The following is a 21,560-nucleotide window of genomic DNA, read 5'->3' as shown; positions in this document are numbered from 1 at the left end:
CGCTTGAATGCGGCCTACTTTACCAAGCCTGAACGGGGCACAAGGCACGCCATCGCCGTGAGCGAAACATCCCGGAAAGTCGCCTCTGAAGCAACAACACTTGGGAATCGATCGTAAAGCATCCGACGGCAAGTAGAGGTTCTTGCCTCGGCGTTTTCGACGCAATCAGCGTGAACCTTCGTGCCACTGCCCTCGCTCGTGGCATCTGAACAGAAGTCCGGAATCTGGGTGAAAATCCAGTCGACTGCGGCACTGAGTTCCACAGGATTGGCCCGCAGATTGGTCAGGCGGTTTGCATCAATTGGGTCGGGCTGTTCACGGGTCTGGTCCCATAGAACAAACAGCAGGGCGGCAGATACCAGTACAACAGTGACCTTGGGAAACTTCATGGGCGCCTTTTCAATCCGGTGAATCAGAACGCCGATCATAAACGCTCAGGCATCTGCTGTCCCGGTTTCCTATACTTATCTGGATTTCACATAAATGGGCTTTCCAAAGAAAGCGCCCTAGCCAATCAGGTAACCCTGCTACTTAAGCCAAAAGGAGTTTTGTAAATGACCACACTGATCGTTGGTCTCATTCTGTTTCTGGGCGTGCATTCGCTTTCCATTATTAACGAGCCACTGCGTGACAGGCTGAACGCGTCCATGGGCGAGGGAGCCTTCAAGGGACTGTATTCCGTGGTGTCCCTCGTCGGTCTGGTTCTGATCGTTTGGGGTTACGGCGCCGCCCGGATGGATCCGACGGTGATCTACATGCCGCCGGCGTGGCTCAAGCACGTGTCATTCCTGCTTCTGGTGCCTGTATTCCCGCTACTGTTCGCCACCTACCTCCCGGGTAAGATCAAGGCAAAACTGAAGCACCCCATGCTCATTGCCGTCAAACTCTGGGCTCTGGCTCACCTTCTGGCGAACGGGATGCTCCACGACCTTCTGCTGTTCGGCTCCTTCCTTGCCTGGGCGGTGGCCGACAGGATCTCCATGAAGCGCAGAACTCAGCGCGCCATCACAACGTTACCAGCCACCAAAGCCAATGACGTGATTGCCGTCTTAGGTGGCCTTGCGGTGTATGTGATCATGGTGGTCTGGGCACACCAGTGGCTCTTTGGCGTGGCGCCGGTCTGAACGACCGGCACTCAAACGGATTAAAGCCCCTGGGCTCCACGGCGCAACCAATCGTGCACGAACGCAAGCTTGCGTTGCGCCGTTTCGGAGAGGACAAACGGGTACAGGTCAGACAGCCCCATGGAGCGGTTCACATGGTTAACCCGAATAGCCAGCGACGCAGCTACGTTTATCAGCATTGCGGTATCGGGTTCCGAGTAGGGATCCCATCCATGCCGAGGCACCTCCGGCGATGTCAGACCGGATGACACAAGACTGTCTGTAATGTCTGTCAGGTGCAGCAGATGCGCAGCGGTCTCGGCCCAGTCCTCGTGAGGGTGTGCCGAGGCATAGCTGGTCAAGTAAAACAGTCGCCAGTCTTGCGGCGGGCCGTTATGGTAGTGATGCTCAAGCGCCGCAGGATAATCAGCGCGTTCATCACCAAACATCTCCCGGAACGCATCCAGAAAATCCTCCCGCAAACTCAGGCGCCACCAGAGCATATGGGAAATCTCATGGCGCATATGGCCGACCATGGTTCGATAGGGTTCGTCCAGGGCCTGCCTCCGGGTGGCACGAACCACGGGATCAGCTTCGGCGACACTGATCGTCACCACACCGTTTGCGTGCCCCATGGCAACTGGGGTCAACCCCTCGGCCAACATGTGAAACATCGGGCGCGTGCCGGGATCTTCCGGCCGGAACCAGTGCCACCGACCGAGATTGTCGAGTACCCAACGCTTTGCTGCCTCGGTTGCCGCCCAGTTCGGCATGGCATGCGGAATGCTGGGATCAGGGGCCAGGGCCGTCATCGAACAAGAACGGCAGAAGGCCCCCTGCTCCGGGGCGATCCAGTTACAGCCAATAATGTCACGATTGGCACAAAACGGCGGCATAGGAACGAAAGACCGCGCCTGGGGATCGTAGGCGACCGGTGTGCCCTGTGCCGTGGTGAGATTGTCAAACCACAGATTTCCGGAACCAACCGGGTTGGAAAAAACCTTCATAGAGCTGGTGCTCCTTTTGAACGGCAGTAAGCTCGAAAATGTGTTGCCGTTCTTCCGAACCTATACCCTATAGACAAGGAACACCAGCCAGACCACCAAATCGACCGGGTATCACTTACACGCTGATCACCATATCGCCGTAATCAAACCGCACTTTCGGTAAGCCTGAACTTCGGTCACGGGCACTGCGGTAACCCAAAGCAACGATGGCAGTAGTCTCAAGGCCCAGTTTTGCCAGTCCAAGTACGTCATCGTAGGCTTTGTGATCGAAACCGGTCATCGGGCAGCTATCTACGCGCATTGAAGCTGCCGCAGTGAGCAGGGTCCCCAGGGCAATATAGGCCTGCTGGTGCGCCCACACCCGTTTTTCTTCTCGGGATTTGGCTGCAAGCGCCTCTTTCATGTGTGCCACATAGCCGGAGATATCCTGGGCAGGTATGTCGCGGGTTTTCACAAGCTGCGTGACATACCTGTCGACCGTGTGGTCACCAATATCCGTTTGCGCCGCAAAAACGATCAAGTGAGAGCAGTCCAACACTTTCTGTTGGCCAAAAGAGTAGGCCAGCAAATCCTGTCGAACCGACTTGCTTTCGACGACCAGAATTTTATAGGGCTGCAGTCCATAGGAAGAGGCGCTCTTGCGGGCCGCATCAACCAGTGTTTCCACCGTTTGGGCACCAAGCTTCTCGGGCGAAAATTCACGGACGGCGTACCGCCAGTCCAGGGCTTCGTGAATGTTCATAGAGTTGTCTCCTTCGCATTGAGGTAGCAACTCTATGGAACTTCTGGACCCTGAAAAACGGACAGAATAGAACTACATAGTTTCCAGAATGGAAATAGCCAGAAGAAAAGCCACGGGACCAGCACTATTCCCAGTAGGGTTTCTCTCCAAGATACTGGTCCAGATGGTCAAGCAGCAGCCGAACCTTGGTGGGTTGATTGCGCCCCGGTGGAAACAGGGCAAACACACTGTAGGGTTTAGGCGGAAAGGCAGGCAGCAGGTGGACCAATGCGCCTTTTTCAATATCTTCCTGGACGAGGAACCGGGGCACCAAACCAACGCCGGCTCCCCTCAAAAGACTCTGGCGGATCGCCAGGCTGCTGTCCGTTCGATAGTTACCGCTGACCACCACCTCCTGATCACCGAGCTCCCAGACCCTTGGTCGGTCGTGGAGACTGAACGTCAAACAGTTGTGTTGGGCCAGATCCGACGGGGCTTTAATCTCTGGCACACACTCCAGATACCCCGGTGACGCACAAACAATGTTTCTGGACTTTCTGAGTGGTCTGGCCAGAAGACTCGAGTCGGCCAGGGAGCTGCGAACCCGAATAGCGATATCGACGCCCTGCTCCACCAGGTCCACCATTCGATCACTGAGCTGTAGGTCGATGTCGATTTCAGGATAGGCGCGGAGGAAGCTGTCGATGGCACTCTGGTTTGCCATGGGCCTGCTCATCCCGGCCATGCTGTCTATTGGTAATGTTTACCGGTCGGTGGCCTGGCCTTTCGGTGTAAAGCCCATGATCCTGGCATCAGGAACCTTGCTGGCGTCCGCAGCGACGCTTGGTTTGTTCGCAGGGCTGACGCGCACCTCCATCTTCCCGGAAACAACAGGGCTGCAACTGGTCAGCATCGTGGGTATTCAGGGGCTTCTAACCGCATTGACCTACCTGTGCGCCTTTGAGCTTCAGCGTCGCTCCAACCCGGTTTTCTACAGTCAGCTCGGCGCAGTCGCCGCCATGTTCGGGTTACTGATTGGCGTAATCTGGTTCAAAGAGCACTACTCAGTGAGCATCTGGCTTGGCGCCCTCGTGGTTATCCTGGGGCTCAGGATAAGCAACAGAACGAAACGAACGAGCCCTGAAACCTGAGTCATCAAGGTCATTCATGACCAACCCTCAAACAAATTCATTTGCCTGATCCGGATGCCGTTTCTAGGATGGTGGCTTCTGTCGCCCAAAATAAAAATCACACCCCGGGGAACAAGGCACCATGACTTTTCGCTCCGTACTGATTGCCAATCGCGGCGAAATCGCGATCCGCATTGCCCGAGCCTGCAACGAACTGGGATTGCGGTCTGTGGCCGTATTCTCTGAAGACGACGACGCCAGCCTGCATACCCGTATGGCCGATGAGGCGGTGGCTTTAACGGGCCATGGCATAAAGGCTTACCTGGATGGAGCGCAACTGATAAACGCCGCAAAGGCCCATGGCTGCGAGGGGGTCCATCCTGGCTACGGATTCCTGGCGGAAAACGCCAGTTTTGCCCGCGCATGCGAACAGGCCGGGCTGATCTTTATCGGCCCTTCGCCCGGCGTGTTGGAGGCGTTTGGTGACAAGTCGGCTGCCCGGGCCCTGGCAGAGCGCTGCGAGGTTCCCCTGATAAAGGGAATCAACAGATCGGTGAGCCTCAACGAGGCTCGCGCCTTCCTGGGCGAGCACGGCCCTCTGATGATCAAAGCGATTGCCGGTGGCGGCGGCCGCGGCATGCGGGCGGTTCACGCCGAAACAGAGCTCGAGCAGGCTTTCCAGCGATGCCAGTCCGAGGCTCAGGCGGCGTTCGGCAACGGCTCACTTTACGTTGAGCAGTTGATCGCTCGGGGAAAGCACATCGAAATCCAGATAGTCGGCGACGGTACCGGAGCCGTCAGTCACCTCTGGGAGCGCGACTGCAGCCTGCAACGGCGAAATCAGAAGCTGATCGAGATTGCACCGAGTCCTTTACTGGACTCCTCGATCCGGGATGCCATGATCAACTGCGCCCTGAAACTGGCCGGCGCCGTTAACTACCGTGGTCTCGGCACCTTTGAGTTTCTGGTGGACGAGGATCACCCCGGCCGTTTCTATTTCATGGAAGCCAATCCCCGCATCCAGGTAGAGCACACCATCACCGAGGAGATTACCGGCGTTGATCTCGTTCAAACCCAGCTGCAATTGTTTGGCGGCCAAAGCCTCACTGATCTGGCTCTTGAGTCGGCACCCACCGTGCGGGGCTTCGCGATTCAGGCGCGAATCAACAGCGAAACACTCCACGCCGATGGTCATGCCACCGCCGCTACCGGCACATTGAGCACCTACGAGCCACCGTCTGGCCCGGGTTTACGGGTCGATGGCTACGGTTACGCCGGTTACACCATCAGCCCTTCGTTTGACTCCCTGCTCGCCAAGCTGGTTGCCCATGGTAGCGATTACCCTTCAACACTTCGGCGGCTGTATCGCGCCCTGTGCGAATTCCGGCTAACCGGTGTCAGCAGCAATATTGGTCTGCTACAGAATCTGGTCCGCCATTCCGGCGTGGAAACCTGGGCTGTTACCACCCGCTTTGTCGAAGACAACCTGAAACACTTGATCCCGGAAGCGACCAAAACCGCTCACCCGCACCTGCACTTTGGCAACGCATCTGCCTCGGAGGTCAACGAAAGCCCGGGCGCCATCGCCGCACCGGCGGGCACCATCGGCATTGAGGCGCCCAGTTCCGGCACGGTTGTCAGTATCGATGTGACACCAGGAGATTCAGTCGCCATCGGCGACCCGGTAGCGGTGCTTGAAGCGATGAAAATGGAGTTTGTGGTCAAGGCAACCAACTCCGGCATCATCCACTCTATTGCCGCAGAACCAGGGACAACGGTGAACGACGGGCAGGCACTGGTCTATCTGGAACCAGCCGATGTCGAGGCCGGCGGCATTCAGAATGAAGAGACGGTTGATCTGGAGTACATCCGGGCCGATCTCGCCGAGGTTCTGGAGCGTCATGATCTGCTGACTGACCAGCGCCGACCGGACGCGGTCGCAAAGCGGCGTAAAACGGCTCAGCGAACCGCTCGTGAGAACGTTGAAGACTTGCTCGACCCGGACAGCTTCAATGAATACGGAGCTCTTGCACTGGCGGCACAGCGACGCCGACGTTCGGCGGACAAACTGGCAGAAATGAGCCCGGCGGATGGCCTGATTACCGCCATTGGCACCGTAAACGCGCCCGAATTTGGCCCCGAAACCGGGCGTTGCGCCACCATGGCCTACGATTACACGGTGTTCGCAGGCACACAGGGGCTGACGAATCACCGCAAGGCAGACCGAATTCTCGCTCTGGCCGAGCAATGGCGAATCCCACTGGTTCTATTCGCGGAGGGCGGCGGGGGTCGCCCATCCGACACCGACGCCAACGGCGTTTCATTTCTGGACTGTCATACCTTTGTCGGCATGGCACGGCTCTCCGGCGTCGTGCCCACGCTCGGTATTGTGTCCGGCCGTTGCTATGCGGGCAACGCGGCGCTGCTTGGCTGCTGCGACACCATCATTGCCACCAGAGACGCCAATCTGGGGATGGCGGGACCCGCCATGATCGAAGGCGGCGGCCTTGGGCGGTTCAGCCCGGAACAAGTGGGGCCGGTTTCCGTCATGGGGCCCAACGGTGTGATAGATGTCCTGGTCGAGGACGAAACTGAAGCGGTCAGTGTGGCGAAGAAATATCTGTCGTACTTTCAGGGCACGTTGGAAGACTGGCAGTGCGACGATCAACGACGGCTACGCCACCTGATTCCGGAAAACCGCATGCGGGTCTACAACATCCGCCAGGTTATCGAGACCCTGGCCGATCAGGACAGTGTCCTGGAACTCCGCAGCCAGTTTGCGCCAGGCCTGATCACGGCGCTGGTCCGTATTGAAGGTCGTCCCATGGGCCTGATCGCCAACAACCCGGCCCACCTGGGCGGAGCGGTCGATGCCAGAGCAGGCGACAAGGCTGCCCGCTTTATGCAGCTCTGTAACGCCCACGGCCTTCCGATCCTGTCACTGTGTGACACACCGGGCTTCATGGTGGGGCCTGACGCCGAAAAACAAGCCACCATTTGCCACATCTCGCGTATGTTCGTGGCGGCAGCCAAGCTCAATGTGCCTTTCTTCACCGTGATTCTGCGGAAGGCATACGGTCTTGGCGCCCAGGCCATGGCAGCGGGCAGCATGCTCACCCCCTTCTTTACGGCCGCCTGGCCAAGCGGTGAGTTCGGGCCCATGGGCTGGGAAGGCGCCGTGCGCCTGGGCTTTGCCAAAGAGCTGGCCGCCCAGCCCGATGAGGCATCAAGGCAGAAGATGTTCGACACCCTGGTCGCCAAAGCTTATGAGCAGGGCAAGGCACTCAACGTGGCCAGCTACCTGGAGATCGATGCGGTGATCGACCCGCAGGAAACGCGGGCCTGGCTGGTCAGGGGGCTTAATTCCACGACCGCCGGAGACCCTGGCGGACGTGGAAATGGGCGATTTGTGGACACGTGGTAAACGTCGATCTCAACAACTTGTGACCTGAGTAACCTTGACACGAAAGTCGCTCGCAGCACACGGCAAGGTCTCGGGCACTTCCTCCGTGTCACCGTAGCAACCGTTCACATTGTTCAACATTGTGTCCATGACCCCACGATGCTGAACACTTGCGGAGCCTGGACAATAGACTTCGAAATAGACATCAAGGCATCCCACCTCCTCCGGCTTGATGTTTGGGACAGTTCCGAAAACGTGCTTCGAGGGGCCCGGACAAGATCGGCCATACAGTTTTATACCCTGCTGCATTGTTGCCAAATAAGCCGCCCGGCGAGCCTCACGTTCTGCCTTTTCGCGCTCTCGCGCACGCTGGCGCTCCAGTATTTCTTGCTGGCGAGCCAGTCTCCGCGCCTCTTCAGCCTGACGACGTTCTTCCGCTCTTTGACGGGCTTCTTCCTCAGCCTGTCGGCGTGCCTCAAGCCGACGCCGCTCCTCCTCCGCACGCTGTCGTCTTTCGATCAGCTCAGCTTCCCTAAGTTCTGCCTCGGCAAGCTGTTGAGAGCGTCTGCGCTCCATCTCTCGCCGCTGTTGCTCCTGCTGACGCTTGATGGCCTCCTCACGGCGCCTTTGCTCTTCATACATCCGCTGTTGCATCTCCAGCTGCTGTCGCTGCTGGGCCAACTGGTTTTCGGTGAACTGTTTGAACTGCTGAACGGTCTGATTGAGCATTAGCATCGTGTTGTTGGAGCTGGAACTGGAGGGCTGATCATAAGAGGGCTCACGGCAGTACCTCGGATTCTGGTAACCGTCGACGCAATCTTCGTATTCTTCCCGAATAGGGCAATTCGCACTGCATTCCTGAATCCGGCGCTCCATCGCCAGGCGCTTTTTCTCTTCCTCGGCAATTCTGTACATTTCCTGTCGATAGTCACGGACTTCTGCCAGACGTGTTCGGGACGGTTCATCGAAAGCCAGTCTCTCCGCCTCTTTGAGCTGCCGATCCGCACACGAAAAATTCCCTGCGTCCGCACATTCATAGGCCTTGTCGACGGCAGCGCTGAAATCCTGACGATCCAGCTGGTCCAGTTGCTCAAGCATTTCAAGCTGTTTCAACATCTCATCCATGTTGTTAACACCAGGTTGTGGCTGATTGGCTGCCACTGACTGAGCGAAAACAGCCAAAACAAGTGCGAGAAGAAAAGGTGGCTGGCGAACGATGTTCATTAAAGCGTCCTCAGGTAGGCAAGGTTTTCGTGGGTCTGTTCGATTTCAAGGCTGAGATTTCTCAACGCCCGGACACTCCCGTGCCCCTCGGGCAGCCAGTCATTTACCAGCCGTTTGGCAATAACTTGAGATTCTGGCTGATCGCAGCCTGTCCCGACCGATGGAAACAGCTGCATGAATTCGGGGCCCGGTATTCCCTTCGACACCGGCAAACGCCCCTGGAGCTTCCGAACCGGCTGAAGGACACACTGTTCAAACCACCGCCGATGGGTATCGGGCTCCATCTCATTCAAACCGTTCTGAAGCGACGCCATAATTTCAGGGTCGCCTAAAAGGCTCATCAGTGATTGGAGCCGGGCCTGTTCAAGGCTGATCAGCGCCCTTTCCTCCAGCAGCAAATGAGCCTCCCTGGCATGCTGGTCATGGGCGTAGACTTCCAACAGCTCGTCGGATCTCAAAGCGGTCAGCAGGCGCTTGTTGGCCGGTGTGCTTAAGTATTCATCAAGTGATGAGGGCGAATTCCAGTCCGCAGTCTGGCTGACCAGTTCGAACGCCCGTTCGTAATAGGGACGAGTGCTGGAAAAGTAGAATCCTTCCTGCTCCGCCCTTTCCAGAGAGTCGAGAACACGGTCATCAGCCAGTTCGCTGCGCCTGAGCGCTTTGAAAAAAGAGTCGGGGCGCACATACCCGGTTTCCAGGTTACCGGGCACTGTCCGTTCACCCTCCGCCGGTTCCAGCAAGCCAGCCAGAGTTTCTTGCAGTAGCGTTGCGCAATTATTTGTGAAAAAGCGGTAATCACCCCTGAAGCTCCAGTGAATCTCCGATAACTCCCGAACCACTTGTTCGGTTTGTTCAGGGCGCAAATTCAGGGGTATTGAAAACAGGTTCCTGTCCGCAAGCAAGGTGTTGGTTCGGTAGGCTTCCATAAAGGAAAAGCCGGTCAGATGGGCGTCGTATCCGCCGAACGCGCCTTTGATCAGGCTCATCTCAAGTTCATTGATTCGGGCAACGTAGCCAAGAACTACATGATCGAAAATGTTTTCGTTGCACTCGGCATCGCTCGAGGACCCGGAGGGGCAGACGATGAGTCGCATAGAAAGATGACCGAATTGCGAGGCAACCGACTCGCCAGGTGAGGCAAACATTATGTGTATGCTGCGGACAAGATCCGGCGCTACGGAGAACTGATATCCGCCTTTCTCACGATCCAGCAGATAAAAAGGCACGGTTGGAGGACACTCTCCATAGTCCAGGGGCTCACCCAGCCTTTGGGAGAAATAGTAGGCATAGGCCGGGTGCCGACATTTATAGGACGTATCGGAGCGGTACTTCGTGAGTTCAATCAGGAACTCTGCATCGCTGCCCTGCTCTCCTGTCACCAGCCTGCTCAGATCCGAAAATCGGTCATCAGGTTCTATCGATGCGGCACGATCGCCATCCAACTCAAGCGTACTCAAGTTGGAGCAGCCTCCCAACGCCAAAAGCGCCAGGCCAGAAAGAAACAGGCGGAATTTCACGGCGAAGAAGCGTCAGAGTTTGTCCGCGGCCCTCGCGACCAGAGAGTCAGGGTTCGCCCAGCGTGCCGCAGCCGTTTGGCGACGCAATGTTTCCAGCCTGCTGTCCTTGATCTGCTGGTCCGTGGTCGTCACCGGTGTTGAAAGCAGTTCAGCTGTAAATGTTGGAGCTACAATCCATGGCGCCGAAATAATTTGAGAAGAGCCCGGATCATCACCATAGATCCCGAGAAGCGCGGACTCAGACATCGCAAAATATTCCATCTTGCTGGCCTCGAGATCATCGATCTTTTTCTGACGCTCCGCTTTCACTTCCCAGTCGGACGCTGCCTGTGCGTTGGCGGGCACACCATCCCCGGAACGATACCTCTGTGCCATGCGCTCCATTGCGGCGGCATTTCCCGCCCGAGCACTCGCCAGATCTTTCTCCAGCTGCTCCTGCGCGGCCTTTTCAGCGGCAATCCGGGCCTGTTCCCGACGTCGCTGTTCTGCCTTTTCTGCGGCCATTCTCGCCTCTTCCTTGCGCAAGGCTTCCTGCTTCTGGCCATAAGCTGTCAGGGTTTTATCCGGCAGGGAAACACGAACCCGCTCAGGCACTCCGGCACGAAGCTCAATTCGTTTGACGAATACCTGCTCAAATTCCCGACCGACCGGACGAACCACTCGCAACTCATGGGCGCCAGCGGTTGTCAGAATCGGAAGTTTTGCGTAATCCTCGCATTCGAATTGATAGGCACCGTCTAGGTAGACGGCCGCACCGTTTGTATCTTCCTGGCAATCAATGCGAACAAGAGAGTTAGATGCGAATACAACCGACGAGAAGGCAAATAGCAGGAAACCCAACAACAACTTCATTTTTTTTACCTTTGCGACATCAGGACCTGATTACATATTAGTAATGTGATCATGGATTGGCCAATTGATCAATATCAAGTTGCCTTAGAACTGGCTCCGACCCCTCAACAGAAACTGAACATCATCAATACTGTCGTCGCCATCCAGGGGGAAGGCGAAGTCAAGGTGCAGCATGCGCTGCACCTCGATGCGGCTGGACGCCAGCCGCATGCCGAAGCCAACATCCTTCAGAACACCTTCGTCCGGCCCACTGTTCCGGTCGTCAGTGAACCAGGCCCGACCAACGTCGGTGAAGACTACACCGCCAACCCGAAACAGCTTGAATGGGTGCCAGTCCGGGAAATAGCGCCGCTCCAGGGTCCACAGCAGCCGGCGGTTACCCTGCTGGTATTCGCTGGGATAGCCACGCAGGCCGTTCTCCCCGCCAATCAGCAGTTGCTGATCGGCTGTCAGATTGTGCGCTGCGGTGAACGCGAGGTTGGTGTACCAACTGTTCCAGCGCTCCGATCCGCCATGGAAGTACTGAACGCTCACTGTGCCCAGCAGGTTTTCCACCCGATCCTCGTCGAGACGGTAGGTGCCGCTCTGGCTGAGGGAATAGCTGGCGTAGTTGGTCTCCGAGGCATGCAACGCATCCTGGAAATCCATATTGAGAACCACCCGATCTTCCGTGGCACCCAACCCGCTGCCCGAATAGCCCAGCTCGGTTCGCCAAACGAAACCGTCCCGCACATCTTCCACCCGCTGGAGCCGGGTAAGGTTGGTCATTTCACGGAAACGGTTCTGGCGGTAATCAAAGCCAACCCAGGGGTAACTCAGGGTCCTGTCGTCCGGGAGGATGTCGAGATCGGGTTCGTTGGGCAAACGGTCGAACATGAGTGCATTGTAGCGGTAGCCGGCGAGCAACCTCAGTTGCCGGCTGTCCCTCTCCGCCAGCCGCCAGCCTCCATCGATACTGAAGAACTCCTGGCTGCGCCGATAATCGGCAATAGCCTCCGCGCCGACATATCGGGATTCCTCCCTTACGTCGTCGATGCCGCTCAGGCCAAAACGCCAGTTGGTGGTCTCGCTGAAGAAAGGCCTCTCAAGATAGGCGCCTCGGCCCCGGCCGTCGCTTCTCTCGTCGAACGAGAACCCCGCCTGCCAATGCGAACCCAATACGTTCGGATCATCAAAATACAGACTGGTTTCTGTGCGGTCCGGGTCCTTCGCATAGCCAATGCCGAGGCTCTTGCCTGATCCGGCAAAATTGGGATCAGACAATCCGAAGTTGGTGGTATTTTCACCCCCGGATCGCGATACCCCCACGCTCGGAAACAGTGTCCAGGTATCTCTGGTAAGCACGCTTACCTCAACCTCGTTGCCACAAACCCGGGTTACGCCTACCCAGGCAGCGGTCAAATACTCACGCTGGCGCAGCACCCGCTCGGATTCGGAGATAAGCTCCGGCTCGTAGACATCTCCTTCTTCAAACACCAACTGGGCACGCAGGGCGGACTCCCAGGTAGGTGTGTTGAGCGCGTTCAGAGTTCGATAGAGCGCGTTGTCCTGCTCAGGGTCGGTGGTATTAAAGATAGGACGGCGAAGAACTCGGATGCTGGCGATGCGCGCATCCTCGGGAATCACCAGATCGTTCTGGCGGGCGAGCTGATCTCTCGGTTTGTCCAGATCAATGGCTTCCGGCTGGGTACTGCTGGCAATGCAATCGCCCTGGCCCGATTCGGCGGCCAGGCAGGATCCCGCAAAAACCATTCCTGAAACAAAAAGCGTTTTCCTGAAAACCATACTGACCTCTCGAGGCGCCCAGACAATAATTTAGCCCAGCGATGCCCCCGTGTCAGCGTTCAGGCGGTCTCCAGACAGGGACATCCTCCTGCTTTGGCTCATCCCAATCACTCTGCATGGCACTGCTGAGTGATTCTTCCAGCTTCATGAATAACTCACCGTAGCGGGGGCTGAACCGGATGCCTTCCTCGATTTCCTTCCAGGCGTCGAACAGCTCATCCTCGTGGGCTTTTTCATTGTCGAGGAAGGCCCAGGTCATCTGACGGGCACGCATCGGGTGCACACCCATGGCGGTCAGAGCATGACCACCGAGCTCAAGTGCCGAATGATAGGTTTCACTGACCACATCATCGGCCCCGGCCTCGCGCAGTCGGTATCCGTGGCCTCTGTCGAAAGCGCGGGCCAGCACCCAGACACCGGGGAAGAACTGCTTCACGTGCTCCACCATCTGCACCGAACGGTCACGGTCGTCAATCGCCACGACCAGCAGCCGGGCCTGTTCGATGCCTGCGGTTTCCAGCAAATCCGGGCGACTCGCATCTCCGAAAAAACTTTTGATGTTGATCTGCCGGAGGTTCTCGATCTGCTCGATCTCATGGTCCAATGCAACGATGGGAACATTATTGGCCCGCAACAGCCGGCAGACAATCTGGCCGAAACGACCGACACCAGCGACGATAACCGGTGCCTGTTCATCGATGATATCCGCCTCCCGCTCGTCGTTTTGTGAACGACGATAACGGGGCAACACAACCCGGTCATACACGATAAACAGCAACGGCGTTAGGAACATCGACAGCGCCACCACCAGTGAGAGGACCTGTGACGTTTCCATGGGGATCACCTTGCTCTGGACACTGTAGGTCAGAAGCACAAAGCCAAACTCACCGGCCTGTGCCAGGGACAGCGTGAACAGCCAGCCATTACTGCCATGAACCCGGAACAGCAACGCCAGGCCGAGCAGGATTGCGGCCTTGACTGCGATCACCGCGACCGCAAGTGACACCACCGTACTCCATTGCTCAGACAACACATCGAAGTTGATGCCCGCGCCAACGGTGATGAAGAACAGGCCCAGCAACAGTCCCTTGAACGGTTCGATGTTCGCTTCCAGCTCATGCCGGAATTCACTGTTAGCCAGAACCACACCGGCCAGGAAGGCTCCAAGCGCCGGGGACAGATTTACCAGACTCATCAGAGCCGCAATCCCGATGACCAGCATCAGCGCCGTGGCGGTGAATACTTCACGCAAGCCCGATTGCACCACATAGCGAAACAGGGGCCGGCTCAGATAGTGGCCGCCAACAATCACTGCACCAACGGCCGCCACCACAACCAGCCCGTGAGCCCATCCCGAGAGATTGTCCACCAGGCTGAGGTGACCTTGCTGGGCGTCGGATCCTGCCGTGGCGTCCATGAGTTCCGGCAGTGCCAGCAAGGGAATAAGGGCGAGCATTGGAATGACAGCGATGTCCTGAAACAGCAGGACGGAGAACGCACTGCGACCGCCTTCGGTTTTGACCAATCCCTTTTCGTTGAGGGTTTGAAGAACAATCGCCGTGGACGACAGGGCAAAGATCAGACCGACCGCAATGGCTGTCTGCCACTGCAGTCCCAACCATGCGGCCACTGCCATGCCTGCAGCCGCCGTCAGCACCACCTGAAGCCCACCCAGCCCGACCAGGCGCACACGCATGGCCCAGAGCGCCCTGGGGTCGAGTTCCATACCCACCAGGAAGAGCATCATGACCACACCGAACTCGGCAAAATGCTGAATGGTATTGGCTTCCTGCCCTACCAGCCCCGTGACCGGCCCAATAACCACACCGGCCACGAGATACCCGAGGACAGAGCCCAGCCCCAGGCGTTTTGCCAGGGGCACAGCGATGACTGCTGCCACCAGGTAGATAAAGGCCTGGACGAAATAAACTGTCATCAATGATTTCCTTGATTCAAAGTCGGGCGGCTAGAGGATATGCGGAATACTATTACCTGCAGCTCTGTTTAGCGTAGACCGAGGAATGCCTCTTTGACATGAGAGGCAAGCGCATCATTAAGGGGATTTGAACCCCGGCGTACCAACGCCAGCTGATAGAAGCCGATTTTCGGCAGGCTGTCACCGGCAACCTCTTTCAGAGGCGGACGAATCAGGCTTTGCGGAAACGGGGCCACGGCGAGATCCGCCAGCATAGCGGCCTCCTGGCCGGAACAATGCTCACAGGTGTAGGCAATCCTGTAGGGTATACCCGCTTTGTCCAGTGTCCGGAGGGTCATACGCCGCCAGGCACATCCTTCATGGGCCATGGCAATCGGCAGCGGGGAACGCTGATAGGCCGATGAACCCTCTCGTCCGGCCCAGACCAGCGGTTCCTCGTGCACTACCTCACCGCGGGGAATACGCCCCTCATCGGCCACAGTTACCAGGGTCATATCCAGTTCACCGGCGTCCAGGCGAGCAAGATTCTGTTTGCTCGAACCAACCACGACGTCCACCAGTACGGCGGGATAGGATCTGGCGAATTCTGCCAGAACTTCCGGCAGAATCCGGGTACCCACATCGTCAGAAGTGCCAATACCCACTTTCCCCTCAAGGGTTGGCGAAACGAAATACTGCACGGCCTCTTCATTCAGGCGCAGCAATCGGCGCCCATAATCAAGAAGAACCTCACCTTCTGCGGTCAACGTGACGCGCCTGGGTTCGCGAACAAACAGGGTTTTCCCAAGGTTCCTCTCAAGCTGTTTGATCTGCATGCTCAGGGCGGAAGGTGTCCGGTGAACGGCTTTGGCGGCACTGGTAAACGTGCCATGTTCCGCAATGGCAACAAAACTCCGGAGCACATCGTTATCAAGCAGAGGCATGTTCATGGGCGGACCTTGGGGATAGATTTATAGCCGGCAATTGCCTTAAGCATAACTTAACAAGATCTTAAATTCTTTTCGTTTGATTGAAGGCAGGGAGAATACCAGAATAGCGGCTGTGGGCACCCGTAAGCGAGTTACAAGACGTCTCCAAACGAGCTGCTGCAAGTCATTCACCAACAGTCGGGGCCGTAGACATGTTGAAGAGCACAGAGCATCAGGCACACTCCGCAATGCAGCCGATCACCTCCTGGATTGAGGGATATTCCAGACGCCAGCAATTCCGCCGTATGGCAGAGTCATTGCTGAAAGAAAAAGATGATACGCTTTCGGATCTTGGTTACGACCGCCATGATCTGGAAGGCGCCTTGCACCTTCCCATCCGGAACGATGCAATGCAATACATCGAGGCACGTCGTTCCAGACGTGCTGTTGAAGCGCGCAGAGCCAAAACTCCGCGGCTCGCCGGCTAACCGCGCGGCAATTCCGAGAACCGTATCAGGTTATACTCGCCTGTCAGCACATCGGCCAGGTGGCTGATGTGCTCGGGCGTGATTTCACAACAGCCGCCAACAACACTTGCGCCGTCATCCAACCACTGTTTCACCTGAAGCCCATACACCCCGGGTGACACGTCCTGCCTGACTTCCAGTTCATCCACCAGCGCTCCGCCGGCCATTGGCTCAACTGTTTTGAACGCGTTTGCATAGCCACCCGTGCAGGGGTAAAGGCCGGCCAGTTCAGGCATTGCCTGCGAAATTACTTCCGGGTCGCAGCAATTGAGCATAATCGCTGTTGGCCCTGACGCCTTCACCGCTTCAACAGCCTCGGCGAGGGTCTCCCCTGACCGGAGCTTGCCATCTGCTTCCAGTCTGAATGCCACTCCAAAGGGTTTGCCTGATTCACTGGCGGCAGCACAGGCGGCTTTCGCCTCCAGCGAGTTGGTCATGGTTTCGATGAGGAAGACGTCCGCCCCACTCTGCAGTTTAACGAGGATGTCGAATTCCGATTTCAGATCCTCGAACGTCCGGTCAGGCTGGCTCCGATAGCTTCCGACCAGGGGCGGCAGGCAGCCGGCGATATCAACGTCGGCACCCGTTAACGCGATGGCGCGCTCCAACACCTCGAAAGCCCGTTGATGGATTGCACCAATCTCGTCACCAAGGCCTTCTCTGGCCAGTCGCGTCGGCGTTGCAGCATAGGTGTTCAGTGTCAGGGTACGGGCGCCGGCCCTGATAAAGTCAGCATGGACATCGGTAACCACGTCCGGCTGCTCCCGCATTACCGCCACTGACCAGAGCAGTGACGTAACATTCATGGCCCTGCGGTAGATTTCCTGGCCCAGGCCGCCATCGAGAAGTGCAACAGATTTCATAAAGTACTCATCAGGGTGTAACGATATTGAACCGGCCCTGAGGCTTGTCCAGCATACTGAAAAAGCCTATCAGGTCGAGCCGGCTTCCCTCAAAGCTGATCTCGTCGCTGAACAGAAGTTCCTTCAGCCCCGCACGGCCGATCAACAGATCCACAAACAAAGACCGCGTCAGATTCAATGTGGCGTCAGCGGGAGTGTCCTCATTAACCAGACGGTTGTGAAGCACGGAATGTTTCAGAGTCAGCAGATAACTTTCCTTCAGATCCGTGAAGGTAATCTTGATGACGGCACTCTCCCCTTCTGCGTCTTCGGCCTTCAGCCGCACCGCCATGCTGTCGAAGAACAGGGATACCGGCGTGTTCAGCAGCACTTCTCTCATCATCGCCGGTTTGATGCCCTCTTCCGGCGAGCCGTGGCGCAGCTCGTATGCCCCCGTCAGGTAGAAGTCCCGCCAGGGTGCGGATTCTGCCTGATAGCCAAGCTGGTCATAGACGTTGGCCAGAAGCTGTTTTGCATCGTCATTCCCGGGCTCGGCGAAGACCACCTGATTGAGCAATTCAGCCAGCCACCGGTAGGTGTCGCGCCCTTCGCTAGCCCCCATGGCAGAGGCCGCCTCGAAATCCTCGCGGGCTCTTTCCAGAACCTTTTCAACCCCACCCATCATCTGCACATAACGCTGGGCAGAGTCACTTTCCGGAAGTGGGTCTAGCTGGGCCGGGTTCGCTGTAAACCACCCCAGGTAGTGCTGGTACACCGCTTTGGCGTTGTGAGACACGGTGCCGTAGTACCCCTGGTTATGGAACGCCCGATTCAGCTCCGGCGGCAGCTTGAGCTGATCGGCGATCTCCCGCGGTGTCGCACCCTGATTCATCAAACGCACCGTCTGATCGTGAATGAACTTGTAGGTATCCCGCTGAACAGCCAGGAAGTCCTGGATATTCTCTTGCCCCCACAGCGGCCAGTGGTGGCTGCCGAAGTAGATATCGGCGTCGGCGAACAGAGCCTTTGCTTCGTCGATAAAGCCGCTCCATAGACGGGCATCCCGAACCTTCGCGCCCCTCAGGGTGTAGATGTTGTGCATATTGCGGCTGACCAGCTCGGCACCGCAAAAGGCCTTTTGTTCGGGGAGGTAAAAGGTGAACTCTGCAGGCGCTTCGGAACCGGAGACAATCTGGAAAATCATCGGCACGCCGTCCACCTCCAGCTCCGTGCCGGTTTCGCTGATCAGGTCTGTCGCCGGGGCAAAGCCAAAGGTGCCAAAAGCCGGGCCTTTGCCCAGACCAGTGCCTACATGGCCGCGTTCGTCCCGATCCAGACGCTTGCCATACATGAACATGGCCCGGCGTGTCATGGCAGGGCCGGCGATGATGTTCTCGCTGGTTGCCTCCTCCTCAAAGCCCTCTGGCGCGATAATCCGCAGGTTGGCTTTTTCCTCGTCCGAAAGGTGCTGGAGAATGCCCTGCACGCCGCCAAAGTGATCAATGTGGCTGTGGGTAAAGAGAATCGCCCGCACCGGCTTTTCGCCCAGATGTTCTCGCGCAAACAGGAAGGCTTTGCTGGCCGTCTCCCGGGCGGTCAGAGGATCCACCAGAATCCACCCGGTTTCGCCTTCGATGATCGACATGTTCGCCAGGTCGTAACCCCGGATCTGGTAGAGACCGTCGGTGACCTTGAACAACCCGTGAATGTTGTTGAGGGCAGCCTGGCGCCAGAGGCTTGGATTAACCGAGGCAGGGGCGTTTTCTCCATCCTCGTCGATAAATCCATAGGCCGGCATGTTCCAGACTTCACCGCCTTCAAGATGATCAATGACCAGTTCAGGGTCCTGGGCAATCAGTCCGCGTCGCGCGTTCTCGAAATCGTCACGGTTTTCAAAGGGTCGCTGATCCAACACATCCCGATTGGCCTGCTCGGTCGTGGCGGTCGGCGCAGTGTGTCCGGCGCTGTTGGCTGCGGAAGAATCGGAGCCGAAATCGCAACCCGTCATGACGAGGGTAATGCCCAGCAAAGGAGCGAAAAGAAGCGTTCGGGTTAGTGGCATATGGGGAAACCTTGTCGGTCTATTGTTGTTGGTTACCCCAAGTTTACTTCAGGGTGGGCCTGGATCCGTGCAAATTAGCCAAAATACTCCTGAATCCACTCGAACAGTTTGGTGGTTGTCATGTCGTTGAGCGCCATCTGCTGAAAGTCGTTCCCCACTTCGTCTTCTATGGTCACGAACTGGTATAGAAGAGTGCCCGGCTGTTCGTCGTGAAGGATCAGCGTAATCCTTCGGCGGGTACGCAGGCAGTCAATGGTCATCACATCCGCCGGTATACCGGCATCACGCATACCACGGCGCACCTCTACCACCGGATTGATGTGCTGATGGGTTGCCTGGATGCGGGCATGGGCATCGCTGGCAAGGTCGGACAGGGTTTTCAGGGGATCTTCAGACATTGGGCTCGAGTCGCTCCGGGGGTCGTCAGGATTGGCCCACCAGATTACCAGAGAATGAGCAATCCTTAAGCGAAATCAACGGCTCTTGTCAGTAGCCTGCGTCTGACTTGATCAACGCTGGGGGTTATACACTATGGTCAACATGCTGGCAGCAATTCCGGTCAGGGCACTATTCGCCCGATTATTTTCTCTGGTTTTCTTCGTGCTCGCTTTCACTCTGGTCAGTGCCACCGTTATGGAAGTGATCGACGCGCTCCAGTCTGGCCAGCAACTTATGCAGGCCCTGATCAAGGGCGTTAATGGCAGCATTATCGCTCTCGCAGTTTACGAACTGGCCATGGTGATACGCTCCGAGTATAGCGGGCGGTCAGAATCCCACGACGTCATAACCATGATGAGACGCACTCTGCCGCGTTTTATTGGAACAGTATGCGTTGCCATGTCGCTTGAAGGGCTGATCATGATCATCAAATACAGTCAGTTGGAACTCGCCGGCAACCTCTATTATCCCGTTGCCATAATCGTCAGCACCGCCCTGCTGCTGGCATCCCTGGGCCTGTTTTTGAAGATGGCTCCCAAAGATCAGGCTGGCCCTTGAGGTATCGAGGCTGAGGTTATTCATAGACATCATGCAAGGTCAGCATTTTGAAGTCCGGAACCACACCGAGTCCAGGGCGATCGCTGAGTGTCATTCGCCCGCCGGACACATCCGGCGCGCCTGTCGCAAGCTGAGTAGTGTTGTAGTTATGGAGGTCAGTCGTATTCAGCAATACCCTTGTTGGGGTACTTGCAGCCAGGTGCGCATAGGCGGCCGTTGCAATGCCACTGCCCCAGGCATCTTCGATCGTCATGGATATTCCAGCGTCCACGCACACATCGCGAATAATGCGGGATGGCGTAAGCCCGCCAAACTTGCTGACTTTAAGGGCGATGGAATCCATGGCGTCATCCCGCAAAGCACGCTGCAAATCGCCGAGAGAATTCAGGCTCTCATCCAGTTTGACAGGGTGTCGGACCCGCTGGCGCACCGACAGGCATTCCTCGTATCCTCTGCAGGGCTGCTCCAGGTATAGGTCTACATCCTCAACAGAACGCGAAAAACGCAAGGCCTGACCCCGCCGCCACGCCCCGTTTATGTCTCCAATCCAGAGCTCGTCAGGTTGCTTCAGCTTGCTGAGGGTTCGAACCAGTTCAATGTCTTCCTCCACATCGTGCCCGAGCTTGATCTGGATATGGCGAAATCCCTCCGAGCGGTATTGGCGCAGAGACGCCTGCATATCGATCGGGTCTGCCAAAGGAACAATCCGGTGTAAGGGCATAGAAGGTGTCTGCAGACCACCAAGAAGGGTGTAAACCGGAAGGCCTGTCGCCTTTCCAAGAATGTCCCAGCAGGCGATATCAATGGCCGCCTTTGCAACAGCCTGGCCCGTGAGGGCCTGATTCATCCGCTCATGGAGGCATGAGATTTCCCTGGGATCCTCACCAATAACCGCCGGTGCCAGCAAAGCGAGGCAGGCAGGAATCCCTTCGGCAAAAGCCGGCATGTAGTTGGGGCCGCATGGACAGACCTCGCCGTAACCTTCCAGCCCCGTATCCGTCGTTAAAACCACAACCGTGCTGGTGAAGACCTGATGGGAGCGGCCACCGGCAAAAGCATAGGCTTTGCCGGTGTACTCAAGATCTGCGGTGTAGGCTGCAATACTTGCGATACGCATGATTGGCCTCGGGCTTAGCCCCTGAAAATGATTCACTGTATATTCAATTGAAGTGTAGTCCCTGCTTCCTGTTTCGCTCAGTACATATGCCAACGTATTAAGCCCCTGATGGCAGTGTCCCCTGCCATGTTGGCAGTGCCAGACGCTTTAGAATTAGCTTTCGGAGCGCCTGAGCCCGTGGCAAGCTGACTGTGAGAGCCAATTAAAAGGAGAATGCAATGGGAAGTTCAAAGCTGGTCGGTATCGTTTTGTTGGTGGTTGGCGTCGGGCTGCTGTATTTCGGCTACCAATCAACCCAGTCACTGGGGAACCAGTTGTCCGAAACGGTGACGGGGCGTTTTACAGACCAGACCATGTGGTATCTGATCGGCGGGGCGGCCGCTGCTGCAGCCGGCGCTTTCCTGACATTTTTCAAGAAATAATCCTGCCT

General features: G+C 57.0%; 20 protein-coding genes. 6 read left to right on the top strand and 14 right to left on the bottom strand.

Going from position 1 to position 21,560, the window contains the following annotated elements; all coding sequences use genetic code 11:
• Window positions 1-14: 14 nt before the first annotated feature.
• Window positions 15-428: a hypothetical protein gene (locus tag CFB02_RS01300; RefSeq protein WP_088556552.1), complete on the bottom strand. Its 414-nt coding sequence runs from the start codon at window positions 426-428 to the stop codon at window positions 15-17.
• A gap of 126 nt (window positions 429-554) precedes the next feature.
• Here CFB02_RS01300 and CFB02_RS01295 point away from each other — a divergent pair, with 126 nt between their 5' ends.
• Window positions 555-1,124, top strand: a complete 570-nt coding sequence (locus CFB02_RS01295) for an NnrU family protein (RefSeq protein WP_088556551.1) — start codon at window positions 555-557, stop codon at window positions 1,122-1,124.
• Between the two features lie 20 nt (window positions 1,125-1,144).
• Here the strand turns inward: CFB02_RS01295 and CFB02_RS01290 are convergent, their stop codons facing one another.
• The 3 genes from CFB02_RS01290 to CFB02_RS01280 form a co-directional block, all read right to left on the bottom strand.
• Window positions 1,145-2,110, bottom strand: a complete 966-nt coding sequence (locus tag CFB02_RS01290; protein ID WP_088556550.1) for a putative zinc-binding metallopeptidase — start codon at window positions 2,108-2,110, stop codon at window positions 1,145-1,147.
• 115 nt (window positions 2,111-2,225) lie between these two features.
• Entirely contained in the window at window positions 2,226-2,852 is a 627-nt protein-coding gene (locus tag CFB02_RS01285) for an NAD(P)H-dependent oxidoreductase (RefSeq protein ID WP_088556549.1), read from the bottom strand.
• A gap of 124 nt (window positions 2,853-2,976) precedes the next feature.
• Complete coding sequence (locus tag CFB02_RS01280; protein WP_227519288.1) at window positions 2,977-3,555, bottom strand: substrate binding domain-containing protein; 579 nt, start codon at window positions 3,553-3,555, stop codon at window positions 2,977-2,979.
• Between CFB02_RS01280 and CFB02_RS01275 the strand changes: the two genes are divergently transcribed.
• On the top strand, window positions 3,536-3,982 hold the full coding sequence (locus tag CFB02_RS01275) for an EamA family transporter (protein ID WP_227519287.1): 447 nt from the start codon (window positions 3,536-3,538) through the stop codon (window positions 3,980-3,982). The genes CFB02_RS01280 and CFB02_RS01275 overlap by 20 nt on opposite strands.
• Before the next feature lie 121 nt (window positions 3,983-4,103).
• On the top strand, window positions 4,104-7,385 hold the full coding sequence (locus tag CFB02_RS01270; RefSeq protein WP_088556548.1) for a carboxyl transferase domain-containing protein: 3,282 nt from the start codon (window positions 4,104-4,106) through the stop codon (window positions 7,383-7,385).
• A 9-nt stretch (window positions 7,386-7,394) separates the two neighbouring features.
• Here the strand turns inward: CFB02_RS01270 and CFB02_RS01265 are convergent, their stop codons facing one another.
• The 6 genes from CFB02_RS01265 to CFB02_RS01240 all read right to left on the bottom strand — a co-directional run bounded on the left by CFB02_RS01265 (window position 7,395) and on the right by CFB02_RS01240 (window position 15,607).
• On the bottom strand, window positions 7,395-8,489 hold the full coding sequence (locus CFB02_RS01265; protein WP_157677782.1) for a hypothetical protein: 1,095 nt from the start codon (window positions 8,487-8,489) through the stop codon (window positions 7,395-7,397).
• Window positions 8,490-8,587: 98 nt separating this feature from the next.
• The gene (locus CFB02_RS01260) at window positions 8,588-10,045 is read right to left on the bottom strand and encodes a DUF4105 domain-containing protein (protein ID WP_157677781.1); all 1,458 of its coding nucleotides are present in this window, start codon (window positions 10,043-10,045) and stop codon (window positions 8,588-8,590) included.
• A gap of 72 nt (window positions 10,046-10,117) precedes the next feature.
• Entirely contained in the window at window positions 10,118-10,957 is an 840-nt protein-coding gene (locus tag CFB02_RS01255; RefSeq protein WP_088556545.1) for a hypothetical protein, read from the bottom strand.
• A gap of 84 nt (window positions 10,958-11,041) precedes the next feature.
• A complete protein-coding gene (locus CFB02_RS01250; protein ID WP_088556544.1) occupies window positions 11,042-12,742 on the bottom strand; it encodes a BamA/TamA family outer membrane protein in 1,701 nt (566 codons plus the stop codon).
• A 52-nt stretch (window positions 12,743-12,794) separates the two neighbouring features.
• Window positions 12,795-14,678 (bottom strand): monovalent cation:proton antiporter-2 (CPA2) family protein, encoded by a 1,884-nt coding sequence (locus CFB02_RS01245; protein ID WP_088556543.1) that lies wholly within the window; start codon window positions 14,676-14,678, stop codon window positions 12,795-12,797.
• A 68-nt stretch (window positions 14,679-14,746) separates the two neighbouring features.
• On the bottom strand, window positions 14,747-15,607 hold the full coding sequence (locus CFB02_RS01240; protein ID WP_088556542.1) for a LysR family transcriptional regulator: 861 nt from the start codon (window positions 15,605-15,607) through the stop codon (window positions 14,747-14,749).
• Between the two features lie 191 nt (window positions 15,608-15,798).
• Between CFB02_RS01240 and CFB02_RS01235 the strand changes: the two genes are divergently transcribed.
• Window positions 15,799-16,074, top strand: coding sequence for a hypothetical protein (locus CFB02_RS01235; protein WP_227519286.1), 276 nt, complete (start codon window positions 15,799-15,801; stop codon window positions 16,072-16,074).
• Here CFB02_RS01235 and CFB02_RS01230 read toward each other — a convergent pair.
• The 3 genes from CFB02_RS01230 to CFB02_RS01220 all read right to left on the bottom strand — a co-directional run bounded on the left by CFB02_RS01230 (window position 16,071) and on the right by CFB02_RS01220 (window position 19,415).
• Window positions 16,071-16,976 carry a homocysteine S-methyltransferase family protein gene (locus CFB02_RS01230; RefSeq protein ID WP_088556541.1) on the bottom strand — a complete coding sequence of 302 codons (906 nt, stop codon included), beginning with the start codon at window positions 16,974-16,976 and terminating at the stop codon, window positions 16,071-16,073. The two genes, CFB02_RS01235 and CFB02_RS01230, sit on opposite strands and share 4 nt — an antisense overlap.
• 10 nt (window positions 16,977-16,986) lie before the next feature.
• Window positions 16,987-19,017 (bottom strand): alkyl/aryl-sulfatase, encoded by a 2,031-nt coding sequence (locus CFB02_RS01225; RefSeq protein WP_088556540.1) that lies wholly within the window; start codon window positions 19,015-19,017, stop codon window positions 16,987-16,989.
• Between the two features lie 74 nt (window positions 19,018-19,091).
• Window positions 19,092-19,415 (bottom strand): hypothetical protein, encoded by a 324-nt coding sequence (locus CFB02_RS01220; protein ID WP_062781459.1) that lies wholly within the window; start codon window positions 19,413-19,415, stop codon window positions 19,092-19,094.
• A 133-nt stretch (window positions 19,416-19,548) separates the two neighbouring features.
• On the opposite strand from CFB02_RS01220, the gene CFB02_RS01215 reads away from it, so the two are divergent.
• A complete protein-coding gene (locus tag CFB02_RS01215; protein ID WP_088556539.1) occupies window positions 19,549-20,013 on the top strand; it encodes a hypothetical protein in 465 nt (154 codons plus the stop codon).
• A 16-nt stretch (window positions 20,014-20,029) separates the two neighbouring features.
• On the opposite strand, the gene CFB02_RS01210 is transcribed toward CFB02_RS01215, so the two are convergent.
• The gene (locus CFB02_RS01210; protein ID WP_088556538.1) at window positions 20,030-21,130 is read right to left on the bottom strand and encodes a mandelate racemase/muconate lactonizing enzyme family protein; all 1,101 of its coding nucleotides are present in this window, start codon (window positions 21,128-21,130) and stop codon (window positions 20,030-20,032) included.
• A gap of 218 nt (window positions 21,131-21,348) precedes the next feature.
• Between CFB02_RS01210 and CFB02_RS01205 the strand changes: the two genes are divergently transcribed.
• Window positions 21,349-21,552: a DUF3185 family protein gene (locus CFB02_RS01205; protein WP_014578027.1), complete on the top strand. Its 204-nt coding sequence runs from the start codon at window positions 21,349-21,351 to the stop codon at window positions 21,550-21,552.
• Window positions 21,553-21,560 lie beyond the last annotated feature (8 nt).

Origin of the sequence: Marinobacter sp. es.042, from assembly GCF_900188315.1 — a bacterium.
In the GTDB taxonomy this organism is placed as follows: Bacteria; Pseudomonadota; Gammaproteobacteria; order Pseudomonadales; family Oleiphilaceae; genus Marinobacter.
Note: the sequence above shows the minus strand (reverse complement) of the source record. Positions and strands in the feature narration are given on the sequence as shown.